Source organism: Sphingomonas aerophila, from assembly GCF_014199305.1.
In the GTDB taxonomy this organism is placed as follows: Bacteria; Pseudomonadota; Alphaproteobacteria; order Sphingomonadales; family Sphingomonadaceae; genus Sphingomonas; species Sphingomonas aerophila.
Genome location: NZ_JACIJK010000004.1, coordinates 169,590 through 186,139 on the forward strand (window position 1 = coordinate 169,590; position 16,550 = coordinate 186,139).

The 16,550-nt window shown below is 65.9% G+C and carries 14 protein-coding genes; 3 read left to right on the top strand and 11 right to left on the bottom strand.

The genetic code is table 11. The features are described 5' to 3' along the window. Positions 1-70: 70 nt before the first annotated feature. The 6 genes from frr to FHS94_RS07465 all read right to left on the bottom strand — a co-directional run bounded on the left by frr (position 71) and on the right by FHS94_RS07465 (position 5,463). Positions 71-628: a ribosome recycling factor gene (gene frr / locus FHS94_RS07440; protein ID WP_184056258.1), complete on the bottom strand. Its 558-nt coding sequence runs from the start codon at positions 626-628 to the stop codon at positions 71-73. Further along, positions 615-1,355 carry a UMP kinase gene (gene pyrH, locus FHS94_RS07445; RefSeq protein ID WP_184056260.1) on the bottom strand — a complete coding sequence of 247 codons (741 nt, stop codon included), beginning with the start codon at positions 1,353-1,355 and terminating at the stop codon, positions 615-617. Before pyrH ends, frr begins: the two co-directional genes overlap by 14 nt. 136 nt (positions 1,356-1,491) lie before the next feature. Next, positions 1,492-2,436, bottom strand: coding sequence for a translation elongation factor Ts (gene tsf, locus FHS94_RS07450; protein WP_184056262.1), 945 nt, complete (start codon positions 2,434-2,436; stop codon positions 1,492-1,494). 81 nt (positions 2,437-2,517) lie between these two features. Continuing rightward, on the bottom strand, positions 2,518-3,342 hold the full coding sequence (gene rpsB / locus FHS94_RS07455; RefSeq protein ID WP_246348423.1) for a 30S ribosomal protein S2: 825 nt from the start codon (positions 3,340-3,342) through the stop codon (positions 2,518-2,520). A 500-nt stretch (positions 3,343-3,842) separates the two neighbouring features. Next, a complete protein-coding gene (locus tag FHS94_RS07460) occupies positions 3,843-4,649 on the bottom strand; it encodes a CDP-alcohol phosphatidyltransferase family protein (RefSeq protein WP_184056264.1) in 807 nt (268 codons plus the stop codon). A 91-nt stretch (positions 4,650-4,740) separates the two neighbouring features. After that, on the bottom strand, positions 4,741-5,463 hold the full coding sequence (locus tag FHS94_RS07465) for a phosphatidylserine decarboxylase (protein WP_184056266.1): 723 nt from the start codon (positions 5,461-5,463) through the stop codon (positions 4,741-4,743). Positions 5,464-5,748: 285 nt separating this feature from the next. Here FHS94_RS07465 and FHS94_RS07470 point away from each other — a divergent pair, with 285 nt between their 5' ends. After that, positions 5,749-6,969: an NADP-dependent isocitrate dehydrogenase gene (locus tag FHS94_RS07470; RefSeq protein ID WP_184056268.1), complete on the top strand. Its 1,221-nt coding sequence runs from the start codon at positions 5,749-5,751 to the stop codon at positions 6,967-6,969. Positions 6,970-7,008: 39 nt separating this feature from the next. Here the strand turns inward: FHS94_RS07470 and FHS94_RS07475 are convergent, their stop codons facing one another. Then, positions 7,009-7,515: a hypothetical protein gene (locus FHS94_RS07475; RefSeq protein ID WP_184056270.1), complete on the bottom strand. Its 507-nt coding sequence runs from the start codon at positions 7,513-7,515 to the stop codon at positions 7,009-7,011. 118 nt (positions 7,516-7,633) lie between these two features. Between FHS94_RS07475 and FHS94_RS07480 the strand changes: the two genes are divergently transcribed. Continuing rightward, a complete protein-coding gene (locus FHS94_RS07480) occupies positions 7,634-9,433 on the top strand; it encodes a cation:proton antiporter domain-containing protein (RefSeq protein ID WP_184056272.1) in 1,800 nt (599 codons plus the stop codon). A gap of 84 nt (positions 9,434-9,517) precedes the next feature. Here the strand turns inward: FHS94_RS07480 and alaS are convergent, their stop codons facing one another. Both alaS and FHS94_RS07490 read right to left on the bottom strand, forming a co-directional pair. Next, positions 9,518-12,175 carry an alanine--tRNA ligase gene (gene alaS, locus FHS94_RS07485; protein WP_184056274.1) on the bottom strand — a complete coding sequence of 886 codons (2,658 nt, stop codon included), beginning with the start codon at positions 12,173-12,175 and terminating at the stop codon, positions 9,518-9,520. Positions 12,176-12,316: 141 nt separating this feature from the next. Further along, complete coding sequence (locus tag FHS94_RS07490) at positions 12,317-13,570, bottom strand: M24 family metallopeptidase (RefSeq protein WP_184056276.1); 1,254 nt, start codon at positions 13,568-13,570, stop codon at positions 12,317-12,319. 77 nt (positions 13,571-13,647) lie between these two features. Here FHS94_RS07490 and FHS94_RS07495 point away from each other — a divergent pair, with 77 nt between their 5' ends. Next, entirely contained in the window at positions 13,648-14,964 is a 1,317-nt protein-coding gene (locus tag FHS94_RS07495) for a dicarboxylate/amino acid:cation symporter (RefSeq protein WP_184056573.1), read from the top strand. Here FHS94_RS07495 and FHS94_RS07500 read toward each other — a convergent pair. Both FHS94_RS07500 and FHS94_RS07505 read right to left on the bottom strand, forming a co-directional pair. Further along, positions 14,955-15,587: a glutathione S-transferase family protein gene (locus FHS94_RS07500; RefSeq protein ID WP_184056278.1), complete on the bottom strand. Its 633-nt coding sequence runs from the start codon at positions 15,585-15,587 to the stop codon at positions 14,955-14,957. The genes FHS94_RS07495 and FHS94_RS07500 overlap by 10 nt on opposite strands. Beyond that, complete coding sequence (locus tag FHS94_RS07505) at positions 15,584-16,408, bottom strand: methyltransferase domain-containing protein (RefSeq protein ID WP_184056280.1); 825 nt, start codon at positions 16,406-16,408, stop codon at positions 15,584-15,586. The genes FHS94_RS07500 and FHS94_RS07505 overlap by 4 nt, the downstream gene beginning before the upstream one ends. Positions 16,409-16,550: the final 142 nt, after the last annotated feature.

Consider the following 16,550-nt stretch of genomic DNA (forward strand, 5'->3'; position numbering starts at 1 on the left):
CCCCGACGCCCCGTGGTGCCGGCCAACTCCGCTGCGCAAGGAGCGCAGGAGAACAGGGGCCGGACGACGATCACTTGCCCAGGATTTCCTTTTCCTTCGCCGACGCTGCTGCGTCCAGATCGGCAATGGTCTTGTCGGTCAGCTTCTGGATCTCTGTTTCGTGGCGCTTGCGCTCGTCCTCGCCAAACACGCCCTTCTTTTCATCGACCTTCAGGCTGTCCATGCCATCGCGGCGCACGTTGCGAACCGCGATGCGCGCCTTTTCGGCGTACTGGCCGGCCAGCTTGGCGAGTTCCTTGCGGCGCTCCTCGGTCAGGTCGGGGATGGGCAGGCGAAGCGTGTTGCCATCGTTGATCGGGTTTAGGCCGAGACCCGCCGAGCGAATCGCCTTTTCCACCGGCCCGACATTCGACTTGTCCCAGACCTGCACCGACAGCATCCGCGGCTCGGGCGCAGACACGGTTGCGACCTGGACCAGCGGCATGTGGCTGCCATAGACCTCTACCGTCACCGGATCGAGCAACGCGGTCGAGGCGCGCCCGGTCCTCAGGCCCGCCAGGTCGCTCTTGAGCGAATCGACGGCGCCGACCATGCGGCGCTCCAGGTCTGACTTGTCATAGGCGGGCATCGGCCATCTCCTGGGTCTGAACGATGGTGGACGTCCCTTCCCCGGCCAGCACGGCGGCGAAATTGCCATGCTCACGGATGTTGAACACCACGATCGGGATGTTGTTATCGCGGCACAGGGCCACGGCGGACGCGTCCATGACCTTCAGGTCATCGGACAGCACCCGGCTGAATGTCACGGTTTCATAGCGCTTGGCAGTCGGCACCTTTTTGGGGTCCGCATCGTACACGCCATCGACGCTCGTCCCCTTGAACAGGGCGTCGCACTTCATTTCGGCGGCGCGGAGCGCTGCGCCTGAGTCGGTGGTGAAAAAGGGAGAGCCGACTCCTGCGGCGAAGATCACCACACGCCCCTTCTCCAGGTGGCGCTCGGCGCGGCGGCGGATGAACGGCTCGCATACGCTTGCCATGGGGATCGCCGACTGAACGCGGGTTTCAACCCCGATCTGCTCCAGCGCGTTCTGCACGGCCAGGGCGTTCATCACGGTTGCCAGCATGCCCATGTAGTCGGCGGTGGCGCGCTCGATGCCCTTGGCTGCGGCGGACAGGCCACGGAAGATGTTGCCGCCCCCGACCACGATGCAGAGCTGATACCCCTCGGCACGCACATCGGCGATCTCCTGGGCGACGCGGGCGGTCACCTCCGGATCGATCGCGAGCTTGCCATCACCCATCAGCACCTCGCCCGAGAGTTTGAGGAGAATGCGTTTGAACTGGGGAGCCGTCATGGGGTGCGGAGGTACTCGGGGTCGCGCGCAGGGGCAATGCCTTGCACGAAATCTTCAATACATGTGCGGCCGGTGCCGCGATCACCCCGGGCGCCTGCCCGGGGTGACTGGCCGCCACTGATCGTGGCGGTGCGGATCAGGCCGCGGTGGCGCTCTGCGGCACACCGGAGACGGCAGCCACTTCGGCCGCGAAGTCGGACGACTCCTTTTCGATGCCCTCGCCGAGCTGGAAGCGGACATAGTCCTTGAGCACGATGGCCGTGCCTGCATCCTTGCCCGCTTTGGCAACGACGTCGCTGATCTTGGTCTTGCCGTCCATCACGAACAGCTGGCTGACCAGCGCGTGCTCCTTGCGGTACTTGGCGATTGAACCTTCCACCATCTTGGCGATGATGTCGGCAGGCTTGCCGCTCTCGGCTGCCTTCTCGGTCGCGATCGCGCGCTCACGCTCGATCTCGGCCTCGTCGAGGTCCGCTTCGTTCAGCGCCTTGGGGAATGCGGCGGCGATGTGCATCGCCAGCTGCTTGCCCAGGCCCTGCAGGACATCGTCAGCCGCGTCCGACTCGAGCGCAACCAGCACGCCGATCTTGCCCAGGCCCGCCGATGCGGCGTTGTGAACATAGGACACAACCGCGCCCTTCTCGACCTCAAGGCGCTTGGCGCGGCGGATCGACTGGTTCTCACCGATCGTGGCGACGTTGTTGGTCAGCACTTCGGCGACCGTGGTGCCTGACGGCATCTGCTCCTTCTTGAGCGCCTCAACGTCGTCGCCGGTCGCGAGCGCGATCTGGACGACCTCACGCACGAAGCCCTGGAACTGATCGTTCTTGGCGACGAAGTCGGTTTCGGAGTTGACCTCAACCGCTGCGCCCTTCGTGCCGCTGGTGGCGACGCCGACCAGGCCCTCGGCCGCGGTGCGGCTGGACTTCTTCTGCGCGGCCGCGAGGCCCTTCGTGCGCAGCCAGTCCATCGCGGCATCCATCTCGCCAGCGGTTTCGTTCAGCGCCTTTTTGCAGTCCATCATGCCCGCGCCGCTCTTTTCGCGCAGGTCCTTGACCATCGCTGCCGTGATGTCGGCCATGTTCTTGATCCTCTTGGAATGTGAGTGCGGGCGGGGCGGAGCGCTTGCCCTACCCCGCCCGCTGACAGTCAATCGTGACGATTACGCGTCGATCGCGCGCTCGGTCTCTGCGCCAGCGCCCTCAACGGTTGCAGCGCCGGTGTCCTCGGCGGGAACGGTCAGCGCTTCTTCGGTCGGAGCCTCTTCAAGGGCGCCAACGTCAACGCCGCGCTGCTGCTGGCCCTGCTGGTTTCCGCGGGTCGCCGCAATCGCGATGGCTTCGCAATACAGGCGGATCGCGCGGCTCGCGTCGTCGTTCGCGGGAACCGGGAAGGCGATGCCGTCGGGCGACACGTTCGAGTCAAGGATCGCGACGACAGGGATGCCGAGCGTGTTGGCTTCCTTGATCGCCAGCTCTTCCTTGTTGGCGTCGATCACGAACATCACGTCCGGAATGCCGCCCATGTCGCGAATGCCGCCGAGGCTGAGCTCAAGCTTGTCGCGCTCACGGGTGAGCTGGAGCACCTCCTTCTTGGTCAGGCCGGCGGTGTTGCCGCTCAGCTGCTCTTCGAGCGACTTCATGCGCTTGATCGAGTTGGAGATCGTCTTCCAGTTGGTGAGCATGCCGCCCAGCCAACGGTGGTTCACGAAGTGCTGGCCCGCACGACGCGCCGAATCAGCGATCGGCTCCTGCGCCTGGCGCTTGGTGCCGACGAACAGGACCTTGCCGCCGCCGGCGACAGTCTGGCTGACGAATTCGAGAGCGCGGGCGAACAGCGGCACCGTCTGCGACAGGTCCAGGATGTGGACGCCGTTACGATCGCCAAAGATGTACGGCTTCATCTTCGGGTTCCAGCGGTGAGTCTGGTGGCCGAAGTGCGCGCCGGTTTCGATAAGCTGCTGCATGCTGACGACTGGTGCCGCCATGGAGTAATTCCTTCCGGTTGAGCCTCTGGGAAGCGGATGACGCGTGGCTAAGAAGCCGGCGCACCGGGTTATGATGCTTCCCATGCGGGGTTTAGGGGCGCGCCCTTAGCCGATCGCGGTGCACCAGGCAACACCACCGAATTACCTTGACAGCGGAACATGAAAGGAACATATGGGGATCACAGCTGGTCCAGAGATCTGACGGCGGCGATGAAAACCGGGAAGTAGCTCTAAGTTATCGGTTTTTCTGAGGCGTCCGGAACCTGTGGATAACTTGTCGGTTTGGGCTTGCGGAACAATGAGTTCGCAAGAGTAGGGAGCGAACATGTCGGCAGTTTTCGGGATCGTGGTTTTTGTCGGCGCGTTCGCCGCATCCGTTTCAGTCATCTACGCGTCGGTTGCGCCGCAGTGGCAGCGCATCACGCGTCTTGCCCGCGGTCACGCCGAGGCTGGATTCGCACCACTTGCTACGTTGGCAGTCGCCGAACGTCGCATCGCTGTCAGGCGCTGGTCGGCGGCAAATCCGGTACCCGCGGCAGTGCGCCGGTTGCGCGCAGCCGCCTGATGCGGGTGTAGCCTATCATGCTGAGCGGGATCGTCAGCAGGTAGGCAATGCAGACAACGGTGAGGGTCTGCCATGGCGCGGTAACCAGAGCCGCGCCGAGCAGCACTACCAGGGCGAGCGCTTCAAACCGGATGTTGCGGCGCAGCCGAAGCGACGACCAGCTATAGGTCGCAACGCTGGACACCATCAGGAGCGCAACAAAGGCCGCCCAGGGCGCAACCAGATAGGGCGAGGCAGCCAAGGGTTCGTCCGACCAGAACCAGATGAACATTGGCAGCAGGGCCAGGCCAGCCCCGGCGGGCGCCGGGACACCCGTCAGGAAGCCGGCGGATTTGTGAGGCTGGTCGCTTTCGTCGATCTTTGCATTGAAGCGCGCCAGACGAAGGGCGCAGAACACCGCCAAGATCAATGAACAGATCCAGCCCATCCGTGGCAGTGCCTGAAGCGACCAAAGATACAGGATCAGAGCTGGTGCTACGCCGAAACTGATCGCATCCGACAATGAGTCCAGCTCTGCGCCAAAGCGGCTTTCACCGTGGAGCAGCCGGGCGATGCGGCCGTCGATACCATCCAGTACGCCCGCGACCATGATCATTGCCACTGCCTGCTGCCATTCGCCGCCGATGGCGAAGCGAACGCCGCTCAGCCCGGAGCACAGGGCAAGAGCCGTGACGGCGTTAGGCGCCACTGCCCGTAACGGCAGGCCGCGAACGGGACGGCGCGGACGTGGACCCAGCGACATCAGTTCTGGTCTCCGGCGCGGTAATCAGACCGGAGCCCGGGAGAGCCGAGGCTGAGGTTTGAGCCCGGCGGGAAGCAACCCCTCTGCCGCGTCACTGCGAGATACCGGTTACAGGCTGCCCGCCGACCCGGCCGATCACCGTTTCACCGGCGATTGAACGCTGCCCCAGCGTGACCTGCGGTGCGGTATCGTCGGGCAGGAACACGTCGACCCGGCTGCCGAAGCGGATGAGGCCGATCCGCTGACCGGTTGCCACCATGTCGCCAGGCTTGACGAAGCCGACGATGCGCCGTGCTACCAATCCCGCGATCTGGGTGAAGCCGATGCGGCGCCCGTCCCGGCCCTCGACAACGATGTGCTGGCGCTCGTTCTCGTCCGACGCCTTGTCGAGGTCGGCGTTGAGGAACTTGCCGGAAATATACACAACCTGCCGAATGGTGCCCGCGATCGGGGTTCGATTGATGTGGACGTCGAACACCGACATGAAGATCGACACCCTGACCAGCGGCTCCGCCCCCAGATCGCCGACCAGCTCCCGCGGCACGGGCACGCGTTGGATCATGGTGATGAGGCCGTCGGCCGGCGCGATCACCAGCCCCTCGCCTGTCGGGGTGGTGCGGATGGGGTCCCGGAAAAAGGCAGCGACCCAGATCGTCAGACCCACGAACGGCCAGAACAGAACCTTTGTCACGATTGTCGCGAGCAACGTCAGCCCAACCGCGATCGCCGTGTACTTTCGCCCTTCGGGATGGACGGCGGGGAATCTCCATTTGACCGTCGTGGTGGTTACAGGCGGCTTTTCGAGCGATGACATGGGCCCAGCCTAACCGTCCTGGCCCATTGTGACAATTGGAGGCGTCAGGATCGAGTCCGATGCTTATGCCAGATTCTGGCAGTGCGGCGCGGCACGGCTCTGCTGACGATCAGGGCTGGGTGACTAGCTTTGCTGTCGACTGCGCCGGATCGGATTTGCCTCAGCGCTGCATGACAGGGCATCTCGGAAACGTATTGGCGGGCGGCTGCGTAGCCCGCGGTTCGCTTGATCGCTGCCGTCCCCTCCCCTAGACGCGCCTCAACCCCTTCCCAAGGAACAGGACATATGGCGAAGATTCAGGTGAAAACGCCCGTCGTGGAGATCGACGGCGATGAAATGACACGGATCATCTGGGAATGGATCCGCGAACGCCTGATCAAGCCGTATCTCGACATCGAGCTCGACTATTATGACCTGGGCGTCGAGAAGCGCGACGAGACCAACGACCAGATCACGATCGATGCGGCCAACGCGACCCGCAAGCACGGCGTCGCCGTCAAGTGCGCGACCATCACGCCCGACGAAGCGCGCGTGAAGGAATTCAACCTGAAGGAAATGTGGAAGTCGCCAAACGGCACCATCCGCAACATCCTGGGCGGCACCATCTTCCGTGCGCCCATCGTGATCAAGAACGTTCCCCGCCTGATTCCGGGCTGGACCCACCCGATTGTGGTCGGTCGCCATGCCTTTGGTGACCAGTATCGCGCCACCGACACCCGCATCCCCGGCCCCGGCAAGCTGCGCCTAGTGTTCGAGGGTGAGGACGGCCAGGTCATCGACCGCGAAGTGTACCAGTTCAAGGGCCCGGGCGTCGCGATGGCGATGTACAACCTGGACGATTCGATCCGCGACTTCGCGCGCGCCTCGATGCACTATGGCCTGGACCTCAAGTGGCCGGTGTACCTGTCAACCAAGAACACGATCCTGAAGGCCTATGACGGCCGCTTCAAGGACCTGTTCCAGGAGGTGTTCGAGGCCGAGTTCGCCGACAAGTTCAAGGAAGCGGGCATCGTTTACGAGCACCGCCTGATCGACGACATGGTCGCGTCGGCGCTGAAGTGGAACGGCGAGTTCGTCTGGGCCTGCAAGAACTATGACGGCGACGTGCAGTCGGACCAGGTCGCACAGGGCTTTGGCTCGCTCGGCCTGATGACCTCCGTGCTGCTCACCCCCGACGGCAAGACGGTGGAGGCCGAGGCCGCCCACGGCACCGTCACGCGCCACTATCGCCAGCATCAGCAGGGCAAGGCGACGTCCACCAACCCGATCGCGTCCATCTTCGCCTGGACCGGCGGCCTGAAGTATCGCGGCAAGTTCGACGACACCCCAGACGTCACGCGCTTTGCCGAGACGCTGGAGCAGGTGTGCATCGAAACCGTCGAAAGCGGCAAGATGACCAAGGACCTGGCGATCCTGATCGGTCCCGACCAGCCCTGGATGACCACCGAGCAGTTCTTTGAGGCGATCCGCGAGAACCTCGAGACCCGGATGGCGAGCTGGGCCTGAACCAATACCGGGCGGCCGTCGATCGGTCGCCCGGCCTTGTCAGCGGCGGCGCAGCTCCACGACCAAGCCACCGTCGCCGTTGAGTGTCACGGTCTGGCCCGCGGGCAGGCTGACCGATTGCCGAAGCTCCACCGTTCGGGAGCCGAGTTCGGCGCATCCCTGGCCAGCCGGGCGGATCCAGCGGACAGTGACGTTGGCCCTTGCCGGATCGGCGGGGGAATTGAACTGATTGAGGTCGACATTGACCTCATTGACCCGCTGCGTGCCGAAGCTCGAAATGCCGGCGGCGAGGCAGGCCGGATCACCCGGCTCGCTACGGGACTGGCGGAGGTTCGTCGGGCCGGCGTTGCTGACCCAGACCCTGCCCTGCCACAGCGGGCCTTCAGGCCCGCGTACGATCAGATCGACCGGAAACCGAACACGCTCCACGCCGGCGCTCGATACAATCACGCCTGGGTATAGTGCCGGTGGCCTCGGCGGCGATGGGGGAGCGGGCGGTGCGATTGCCTGAACCACTGCAACGGCTTGCACAAAGGTGATGATCAACGCGCTCTCCCTGGTGGATACCCCTTCAAAGCGGCCCGATCATTAACACCTCGCGACAGAACATGGCTGTTGGGCTGGTAACTGCTGACATGGCGGCTGACAGCGGTACAAGCGTGTCATGGCGATCACACTATCCAATCAAGGCTTGTCCGACACCCTGGTGATCCTGGGCGCGGCCGGGCTGGTCATTCCCGCGTTTGCCCGATTTCGTATCAGCCCGGTCATCGGCTTTATCCTGGTCGGGATGCTGGTAGGGCCATCGGGCCTCGGCAGTCTGGTGACAAGCCAGCCCTGGCTCTATCACATCACCATCTCCAACCCGCATGCCATCGAACCGTTTGCGGAGTTCGGCATCATCCTGTTGCTGTTCGCAATTGGGCTGGAACTCTCGTTCAAGCGGATATGGTCACTGCGCCGCCTGGTATTCGGAACCGGGGCGGCGGAGCTTGGCGGGTCCGCCCTGTTGATCGGGGCGGGCCTGATCGTGCTGGGGCAGGACTGGCAAGGCTCGCTCGGCCTCGGGCTGGCGCTTGCCCTGTCGTCGACGGCGCTGGTGCTGCCGCTGGCGGGGACAACAAGCCCGGTCGGCCGAGCGGCGTTCGCCATGTTGTTGTTCGAAGACCTGGCATTGGTCCCGATCATCTTCCTGCTCAGCGCCATCGGCCCTGCGGGCGGAAACGGGCTTGCCGGCGTCGGCTTCGTCGCGCTGATGGGCGCGCTGACGATTGCCGCCCTGTACGTCGGGGGGCGGTTCATATTGCCACGCCTGTTCGCGCAGGCGGCCCGCACCAAAAGCCCGGAGGTGTTCCTGGCCGCCTCGCTGCTGGTCGCGATCGTCGCCAGCGTCGCGACCAGCGCTGCGGGCCTGTCCCCGATCGTGGGTGCACTGCTGGCGGGGTTGCTGATCGCCGAAACCGACTATCATCACGAGGTGGAGACGATCACCGCGCCGTTCCGTGGTCTGGCGTTGGGCGTGTTCCTGATCACGGTCGGGATGGGTGTGGACCCACGCGCGTTGTGGGCGAGCGGCCCATCGCTGTTGCTGGCGGTGGTGGGCGTGGTTGCCGTGAAGACGGTGGTGACGTTTCTGCTGCTTCGAGTCGCCAATGCCCGTCCGGGAGTGGCCGCGGAAACAGGATTGCTGATGGGCAGCCCGTCAGAGACGACGTTGATCGTGCTCGGCACCGCCACCGCAGCCGGGCTGATCTCCCAACCCACGGCAGCGTTCTGGCAGGCGGTAACGGCGATCGGGCTGACGCTGACGCCATTGCTGGCCCGGCTGGGCAGCGTCGCCGCGCGTCGCATCGAACGGTCCGGCAAGGACAAGGAAGAGCCGGCCATCCCCGACACAGGGCCGGGCGCGGTGATCATCGGCTTTGGCCGGGTGGGCCGTATCGTGGCGGATATGTTGTCGGCCCATGATATATCGTACCTGGCCGTTGAGGCTGACGTGGACGCCGTGGCCGCAGCGCGGCGCGATAAATATCCGGTGGTGTTCGGCGACCCCGCACGGCGCGGCATGTCGGAGAAGCTGCGCCTGGCCCAGGCGCGGGCGCTGATCCTGACGATGGACGATCCCGTCCTGACCGTCCGGCTGACGCGCCAGATGCGCGCGCTCGCCCCCGACCTGCCGATCATCGCCCGTGCGCGCGACCCCCGGCATGCGGCCGAGCTGTACCGGGCGGGCGTGACCGACGCGGTACCAGAGACGCTGGAAAGCTCGCTTCAGCTGTCGGAAGCGGTGCTTGTGGACATGGGCATGGCAGTGGGGCCGGTGATCGCCTCCATTCACCAGAAGCGGGACGATCTGCGCCAGGCGATCCGGCGGGAGGCTCGGCTGGACCGGGAGCCCCGGATCCGGCGCATTCGCCTGCGCAGCCAGGCGCCGTCCAGCACGCCGTCAACAGCCAGCGAGTAAGTCGGCCGAGATCGGGGCGATCTGGTCCGGCGCGCGTTCATTACCGGGCGGGGCGGCAGCAAGAGCCGCCCCGCCCGGCTGAACTCAGGCGATGACCGCTTCGGCCAGGGCGGAACGGATCGCGGCAAGGGCTTCGGCCCCCTTGGTGCCGTCCGGCCCTCCGCCTTGCGCCATGTCGGGGCGGCCACCACCACCCTGCCCGCCAAGGATACCGACCGCCAACCGGGTCAGCTCAACGGCGTTGAAGCGACCGACCAAATCATCGCTTACGCCAACCGCGATCGAGGCGCGCCCTTCGTTGATGGCGATCAGGGCGGCAACGCCGGAGCCGATCCGCCCCTTCGCCTCGTCGACCGCGCCGCGCAGGCCCTTGGCCTCGAACCCGTCGAGCACCTGTCCGATGAAGGCGATGTTGCCGACCTGCTCGGGGCCGACCGGCCCGCCCTGCCCGCCGCCCATTGCGAGCGCGCGCTTTGCGTCGGCCAGTTCGCGTTCCAGGCGGCGGCGTTCGTCAACAAGGGCGGCGACGCGGGCAGGCACTTCCTCGGGGCTCGCCTTCAACGTTGCGGCTGCTTCGCGCAGCATGGCGTCGCGACTGTTGAGGTATGCGCGTGCCGCCTCGCCCGTCAGCGCCTCCACCCGGCGGACACCGGAGGACACGGCACCTTCGCCCACGACCTTGAACACGCCAATGTCGCCCAGCGCGCCGACATGAGTGCCGCCGCATAGCTCGATCGAGTAGGTTTCGCCGCCGTCCTCGGCGCCCATCGAAACGACGCGAACCTCGTCCCCGTATCTCTCGCCAAACAGCGCCATCGCACCCATCGCGATCGCGTCGTCGGGGGTCATCAGGCGAGTGACGACGCTGCCGTTGCGGCGAATCTGCGCGTTCACGGCCGCTTCGGCGTCGGACAGCTCGGCCGCTGTCATTGCCACTGGGTGCGACACGTCGAAGCGGAGCCGCTCCGGCGCGACCAGTGAACCCTTCTGCGAGACATGGGTGCCGAGCCGCTGACGCAGCGCTTCATGCAAGAGATGGGTGGCGGAGTGATTGGCGCGGATCTGCGCCCTCCGGGCGACGTCGATCGTGAGGCGCACGGTATCGCCGAGGCGGATGACGCCCGCATCGACCCGCGCATGGTGCACGAACAAACGCCCGAGTTGCTTTGCGGTGTCCGTGACGGATGCCGTAAGGCCCGCGTCGCTGGTGATCGTGCCCGTGTCGCCGACCTGCCCACCGCTTTCCGCGTAGAAGGGGGTTTGGTTGACGATCACCGCCACGTCGTCGCCAGCCGTCGCGTGCTCGACCCGCTCGCCATTCTTGACCAGCGCCAGCACCTGGGCCTCGCTCGTGTCATTAGCATAGCCGGTAAATTCGGTGCCGCCGAGCTCCTCCGCGATGTCGAACCACAGCTCGTCGGATGCCTTCGCGCCCGATCCCTTCCATGCAGCACGGGCCGCCCGCTTTTGTTCGGCCATGGCCGCGTCGAAGCCCTCACGGTCGACGCCGAGACCCTGGGCACGGAGGGCATCCTCGGTGAGGTCGAAGGGGAAGCCGAACGTGTCGTACAGGCGGAACGCGGTCTCGCCCGCCAGCGTCGCGCCGGGCGTCATCGTCGCGGTAGCCTCGTCCAGCAGCTTTAGCCCCCGGTCGAGCGTCTTCCTGAACTGCGTCTCTTCCTGGCGCAGCGTCGCCTCGATCAGCGGCTGCGCGCGGACCAGCTCCGGATAGGCTGCGCCCATCTCAGCCACCAGCGCCGGCACCAGGCGGTGCATCAAGGGCTCGGCCGCGCCCAGCAGATGGGCGTGCCGCATCGCGCGGCGCATGATCCGGCGCAGCACATAGCCGCGTCCCTCGTTGGCGGGCAGCACGCCGTCCGCGACCAGGAAGCCAGCCGATCGCAGGTGGTCCGCAATCACGCGGTGCGATGCCTTGCGCTCACCCTCCGCATGGGTCGAGGTGAGCGATTCGGATGCTTCGATCAGCGCCCGGAACGTGTCGGTGTCGTAATTGTCGTGGACCCCCTGCATCACCGCCGCGATGCGCTCCAGCCCCATGCCGGTGTCGATTGACGGCTTGGGCAGGTTGCCCACGATCTCGTTGGCCTCCTGCTCATATTGCATGAAGACGAGGTTCCAGATCTCGACAAAACGGTCCCCGTCCTCATCCGGGCTGCCGGGAGGGCCGCCGGCGATATGGTCGCCATGATCGAAGAAGATTTCGGAGCAGGGACCGCACGGCCCGCTGTCGCCCATTGCCCAGAAATTATCCTTGGTCGGGATGCGGATAATCCGCTCTTCCGGCAGGCCGGCGATCTTCCTCCACAACCCGAACGCTTCGTCGTCGGTATGGTAGACGGTCGCGGTCAGCTTCTCCGGCGGCAGGCCCCAATCCTTCGTCAGAAGGGTCCAGGCATGGGTGATCGCCTGTTCCTTGAAATAATCGCCGAACGAGAAGTTCCCGAGCATTTCGAAGAACGTATGATGCCGCGCGGTGTAGCCGACATTGTCGAGGTCGTTGTGCTTGCCGCCTGCCCTGACGCACTTCTGGGACGAGGTCGCGGTCGAATAAGGCCGCTTTTCCAGGCCGGTGAACACGTTCTTGAACGGCACCATGCCGGCGTTCACGAACATCAGCGTCGGGTCATTCTGCGGGACCAGCGGCGCGCTCGGCTCGGGCTGGTGGCCTGCGCGAGCGAAATAGTCGAGAAAGCCGCGGCGGATGTCGTTGGTCGAAGTCATGGCGGGGACTTAGGCGAGCACGCGCGGCCGCTCAAGGAGAAGCGCTGCCCGTGTCGCACACCAATGCGCCACCCGTGCCGCGAGCGCTGGATCAGAGATAGCCAATCCGGCGGTGATCAGCGCGGAGGGACCGCGCGCCCGTCAGATCGGTCGATCAATGCTGGTCGGGGGCGTCGAGAACCACTTCGGTCCAGCGGCAGTCAGGTGGAAGCAGTCCTCCAGCCGTACCCCGAACTTGCCCGGCAAATACAGGCCAGGTTCGTCCGAGAAGCACATGCCCGGCGCCAGCGGGGTCGCCTCTCCGCGCACCAGGTTCACCGGCTCATGCCCGTCGAGGCCAATGCCATGGCCGGTGCGATGCGACAGGCCGGGCAACGCGTAATCAGGACCATAGCCGAGGCCTGTATAGTAGCGCCGCACCGCGCCATCGACGCTGCCGGCCGGCGCCCCCAGCTTGGCAGCCGCAAACGCGACCTGCTGACCCTTCGCCACCTGATCCCAGACGGTGCGAACCTCACGCGAGGCGGTGCCGATGGGCACCCAGGTGCGCGACACGTCCGACTGGTAGCCCTGCACCGTGCAGCCGCAGTCCATCAGCAGCACCTGCCCTTCGCCGACCCGGTGCACTTCGCGGCTGCCGTGCGGCAGCGCCGCGGCGGGACCGATCAGGGCAAGTGTGAACTCCGGACTGCCCCCGAGCTTGGTCGTCGCCGCGTTCATCAGGGCGGAGATCTCGGGCCCCGCCATGCCCTTCTCGATTCGGGAATGGGTCCAGCGATAGGCCGCCAGCGTAACCTCGGTCGCAAGCTGCATCAGCGCGATCTCGGGCGCGGTCTTCACCATCCGGCACCCGCGCACCACGGGGTTGGCGGGCCGTTGCTGAAGGTCCGGCGCCGCGCGGGCGAGCGCGGTGGGGATGAAGCTGCGCACCGTTTCCTCGATGCCGATCGGTCCCCGGAGCCCCCGCTCGCGGAGCCATCCGGCAACCACGGCCAGCGCGTCGCCGTCCTCCTGCCAGGTCCGCACCGTCGCCGGAACGGCAAGCGTCTCGCGGACGGAGGGCTCTTCGAAAAAGGGCGTGACGATCAGCGCGTCACCCTCGACCGGCAGCACCGCGAGCGTCGGACGTTCGCTGCGGCCCCAGCGCACGCCGGTGAAGTAGATCATCGACGATCCGGGCTCCACCAGCACCGCAGACAGGCCATGTGCCCGCATCAAGGTTTGCGCCCGCGACAAGCGGCGCGCCCGCTCGGCGGCGTCGATCGGCTTTGCATCACCCGTCATGTTCTGGAGCGCCGACAGGTCCGGCTCGGCCGCGCGAAGGACGGCAGAGGCCGTAATCGGCAGCGCTGCGGCGGCTGCAAGAATGTGGCGGCGGGTCGGAAGGAAGTGCATGGCGAAAGGACTAGGTCCCTTGACCCGGCGGCCGCAATCCCCTTCGCTCAACCAACAAGTGCGTGAGGGTGACGGGTTTGGGCAAGCGACTGACGTGGTGGATCATTGGCGCGCTGGTGGCGGGCGGTTTGCTCGGCTGGGGATTGAACGTCGCCTATGCCGATCAGGGCGCTGCGGGCGCCGAGTCGCTGGAACGGCTGGGCTATTGGTTCGACATTCCGACCCAGATGTTCCTGCACCTGATCAAGATGATCATCGCGCCGCTGGTCGTCTCCACGCTGGTGGTGGGCATCGCCCATATGGGCGGCACGGGAGCGATCGGGCGCGTCGGCTTGCGCGCCTTTGCCTGGTTCGTAGGCGCCAGCCTGGTATCGCTGACGCTCGGACTGATACTGGTAAACCTGCTGCAGCCGGGCGTCGGGCTCGACCTGCCGCTGCCGCCCGTGACGCAGGCGAGCGGCGTTGACCGATCCGGCTTCGATGCGGCCAAGTTCTTCACGCACATCATCCCGACCAGCGCGATCGACGCGATGGCGACGAATGACATTTTGCAGCTCGTCATCTTCTCGCTGTTCTTCGGCGTGGCAATGGCGGCGATCGGCGAAAAGGCCAAGCCGCTGTTGAGTGGCTTGGAAGCGCTGGTCAGCGTGATGCTGACGGTCACCGGCTATGTGATGCTGTTCGCGCCGGTGGCGGTGTTCTTTGCGGTTGCGCGGACGCTGGCGACCCGTGGGGTCGGCGTGGTCGGCGATCTCGCCTATTTCATGGGCAGCTTCTACATCGGCCTTGCGGCGTTGTGGGCGGTGCTGCTGGGCGCGTGCTTCCTGGTTGTCGGCCCACGCACGCGTGAGCTGATCCGCTACCTGCGCGATCCCGTTCTGCTCGGCTTCTCGACCGCGTCGTCGGAGGCGGCCTACCCCCGCACGCTGGAAGCGCTGGACCGGTTCGGCGTGCCACCGCGCATCGCCAGCTTCGTGCTGCCGCTCGGCTATTCGTTCAACCTGGACGGGTCGATGACCTACATGACCTTTGCGTCGATCTTCATCGCGCAGGCCTATGGCATCCACCTCGACTGGGGGACGATGATCACCATGCTGTTGATGCTGATGATCACCAGCAAGGGCATCGCGGGCGTGCCCCGCGCCAGCCTGGTGGTGATCACCGGCACGCTGTCCCACTTCAACATTCCGGAGGCAGGCATCCTGCTGATCCTAGCGGTGGACCACTTCCTGGACATGGGCCGGACCGCGACCAACGTGATCGGCAACGCGGTCGCCGCGGCGGTGGTGGCGCGGTGGGAGGGACAGCTCAACCGGCCGGAGCCTGCCGCCATCCCGGTCACCCCCGTTCCCGCCGGTGCGCCCCAGGACGGCGACACGCTGCATCAGCTATAGGCGTAAGGTCCGCCCGCCTGAAGCGCCCGCACATAAGCCGGGCGGGCGTGGATCTTGTCGAGCCAGGCGATCGTGGCCGGGCGAGAGGCGTCGAGGCCACCACGGCTGCGGGCGGCCTCCAACGGAAAGCTCATCATCACGTCGGCGGCCGTCAGCTCCTGCCCGGCAAACCAGGGACGCTGGCCTAGCTCCGATTCGACATAGTCGAGGTGTACGTCGATCATCGGCTGCAGCTTTTTCTGAGCAGGCTTGCCGAGCAGGGGCACGCGGCTGAGCACCAGCTTCGCGAACAAGGGCGGCATCAGCGACCCCTCGGCATAGTGGAGCCAAAAGCGGTAGCGCAGTACATCGGCCCGGTGCTGGGGCGGACCAAGGCGGCCATCGGCCTTCTCGACCAGATACTCCACGATCGCGCCCGTTTCCGCGACGATGCAGCCGGCGTCGGCGTCCTCGATCACCGGCGACTTGCCGAGGGGGTGGATGCGCTTCAACTCGGGCGGTGCGAGCATGGTCACTTTGTTTCGTTCGTAGCGGCGCACCTCGTATGGCAGCCCGAGCTCCTCCAGCATCCACAGCACCCGTTGCGATCGTGAGTTCTCGAGATGGTGGACGATGATGGTCATGCTGGTTCCCCTGCCTGAGCGCGCCAGATCCAGCCCAGGGCGGGCAGGTCGACGGCGTCTACGGTGCGATAATGCGCAAGGGCGCTCGCCAGTGCCAGCCGCAGTGCGTCCGGCTCCGACGCTTCCCGCAGGGCGGCCGCGGCCGGGCCGATGCGGGAAAGGAAGCTGACTGCATCGGCGACCGGGTCGTCCCCGGCGCCCGCACGGTAGGCGAAGGGCACGCGCCTGGGAGCATCGGGCAGCCATCCAGCCCGCGTCAGGATGTCTGCAACCCGTTCCGGGTCGGCGAATGCAAAGGGGCCGGGTTCATCGGCCGCGACCGGCTCGGGCGGCACCAGTTCGTCTACCAATGTGGCGAACCGGTTGTCCCTTCGCGGCCCGAAGCAGGAGAAGATCAATGTCGCGCCCGGAGCAGCGGCGGCGCGCAGGGCGGCAAAGGCGGCGACGGGGTCCGCGAAAAACATTACGCCGTGGCGGGAGACGAGCAGGTCCGCGCGGATCGCCGCTGCCGCGACCAGGACGTCGCCCTGTTCAACGCGGCAATTCGACAGGCCAGCCAGCCGGTTACGGGCAACATCCACCAACGACTGGGAAAGGTCGACGCCGACCACCTCAGCGTCCGGGCGAGCGATGGCGAGCGCAAGGCTGGTTGCCCCTGCCCCGCATCCGATGTCGAGCGCACGAAATGGGCCCGGCGGCGCTGCGGCAAGGATTGCGGCCTCAAGCTGGTCCGTAAGGTTGGCGAAGCTGCGGTCGGTGCGCCGCCACTCGTCGGCCCAGACATCGCCGACAAAGCCCGTCCAGTCTGTTCCGGCGATCATGACGCGAGCTCCAGTTGAGGATCGAGTAGTTCCAATACCCCGGCTCAAGCGCGCGGACACCCCGCGGCTAGCGAAAGCACAAGAACTCAAGAGGTCGCGCCGCGCACCACCGTCGCCGGGCGTCGTCGCATGCAAAGAAGGC

What these genes read in the sequence shown, in the direction of transcription:
- FHS94_RS07500 (WP_184056278.1), bottom strand. Translation starts at nt 15,587, where the DNA reads ATGACCATCATCGTCCACCATCTCGAGAACTCACGATCGCAACGGGTG.
- FHS94_RS07480 (WP_184056272.1), top strand. Translation starts at nt 7,634, where the DNA reads ATGGCGATCACACTATCCAATCAAGGCTTGTCCGACACCCTGGTGATC.
- frr (WP_184056258.1), bottom strand. Translation starts at nt 628, where the DNA reads ATGCCCGCCTATGACAAGTCAGACCTGGAGCGCCGCATGGTCGGCGCC.
- pyrH (WP_184056260.1), bottom strand. Translation starts at nt 1,355, where the DNA reads ATGACGGCTCCCCAGTTCAAACGCATTCTCCTCAAACTCTCGGGCGAG.
- alaS (WP_184056274.1), bottom strand. Translation starts at nt 12,175, where the DNA reads ATGACTTCGACCAACGACATCCGCCGCGGCTTTCTCGACTATTTCGCT.
- FHS94_RS07490 (WP_184056276.1), bottom strand. Translation starts at nt 13,570, where the DNA reads ATGCACTTCCTTCCGACCCGCCGCCACATTCTTGCAGCCGCCGCAGCG.
- FHS94_RS07470 (WP_184056268.1), top strand. Translation starts at nt 5,749, where the DNA reads ATGGCGAAGATTCAGGTGAAAACGCCCGTCGTGGAGATCGACGGCGAT.
- rpsB (WP_246348423.1), bottom strand. Translation starts at nt 3,342, where the DNA reads ATGGCGGCACCAGTCGTCAGCATGCAGCAGCTTATCGAAACCGGCGCG.
- tsf (WP_184056262.1), bottom strand. Translation starts at nt 2,436, where the DNA reads ATGGCCGACATCACGGCAGCGATGGTCAAGGACCTGCGCGAAAAGAGC.
- FHS94_RS07465 (WP_184056266.1), bottom strand. Translation starts at nt 5,463, where the DNA reads ATGTCATCGCTCGAAAAGCCGCCTGTAACCACCACGACGGTCAAATGG.
- FHS94_RS07505 (WP_184056280.1), bottom strand. Translation starts at nt 16,408, where the DNA reads ATGATCGCCGGAACAGACTGGACGGGCTTTGTCGGCGATGTCTGGGCC.
- FHS94_RS07460 (WP_184056264.1), bottom strand. Translation starts at nt 4,649, where the DNA reads ATGTCGCTGGGTCCACGTCCGCGCCGTCCCGTTCGCGGCCTGCCGTTA.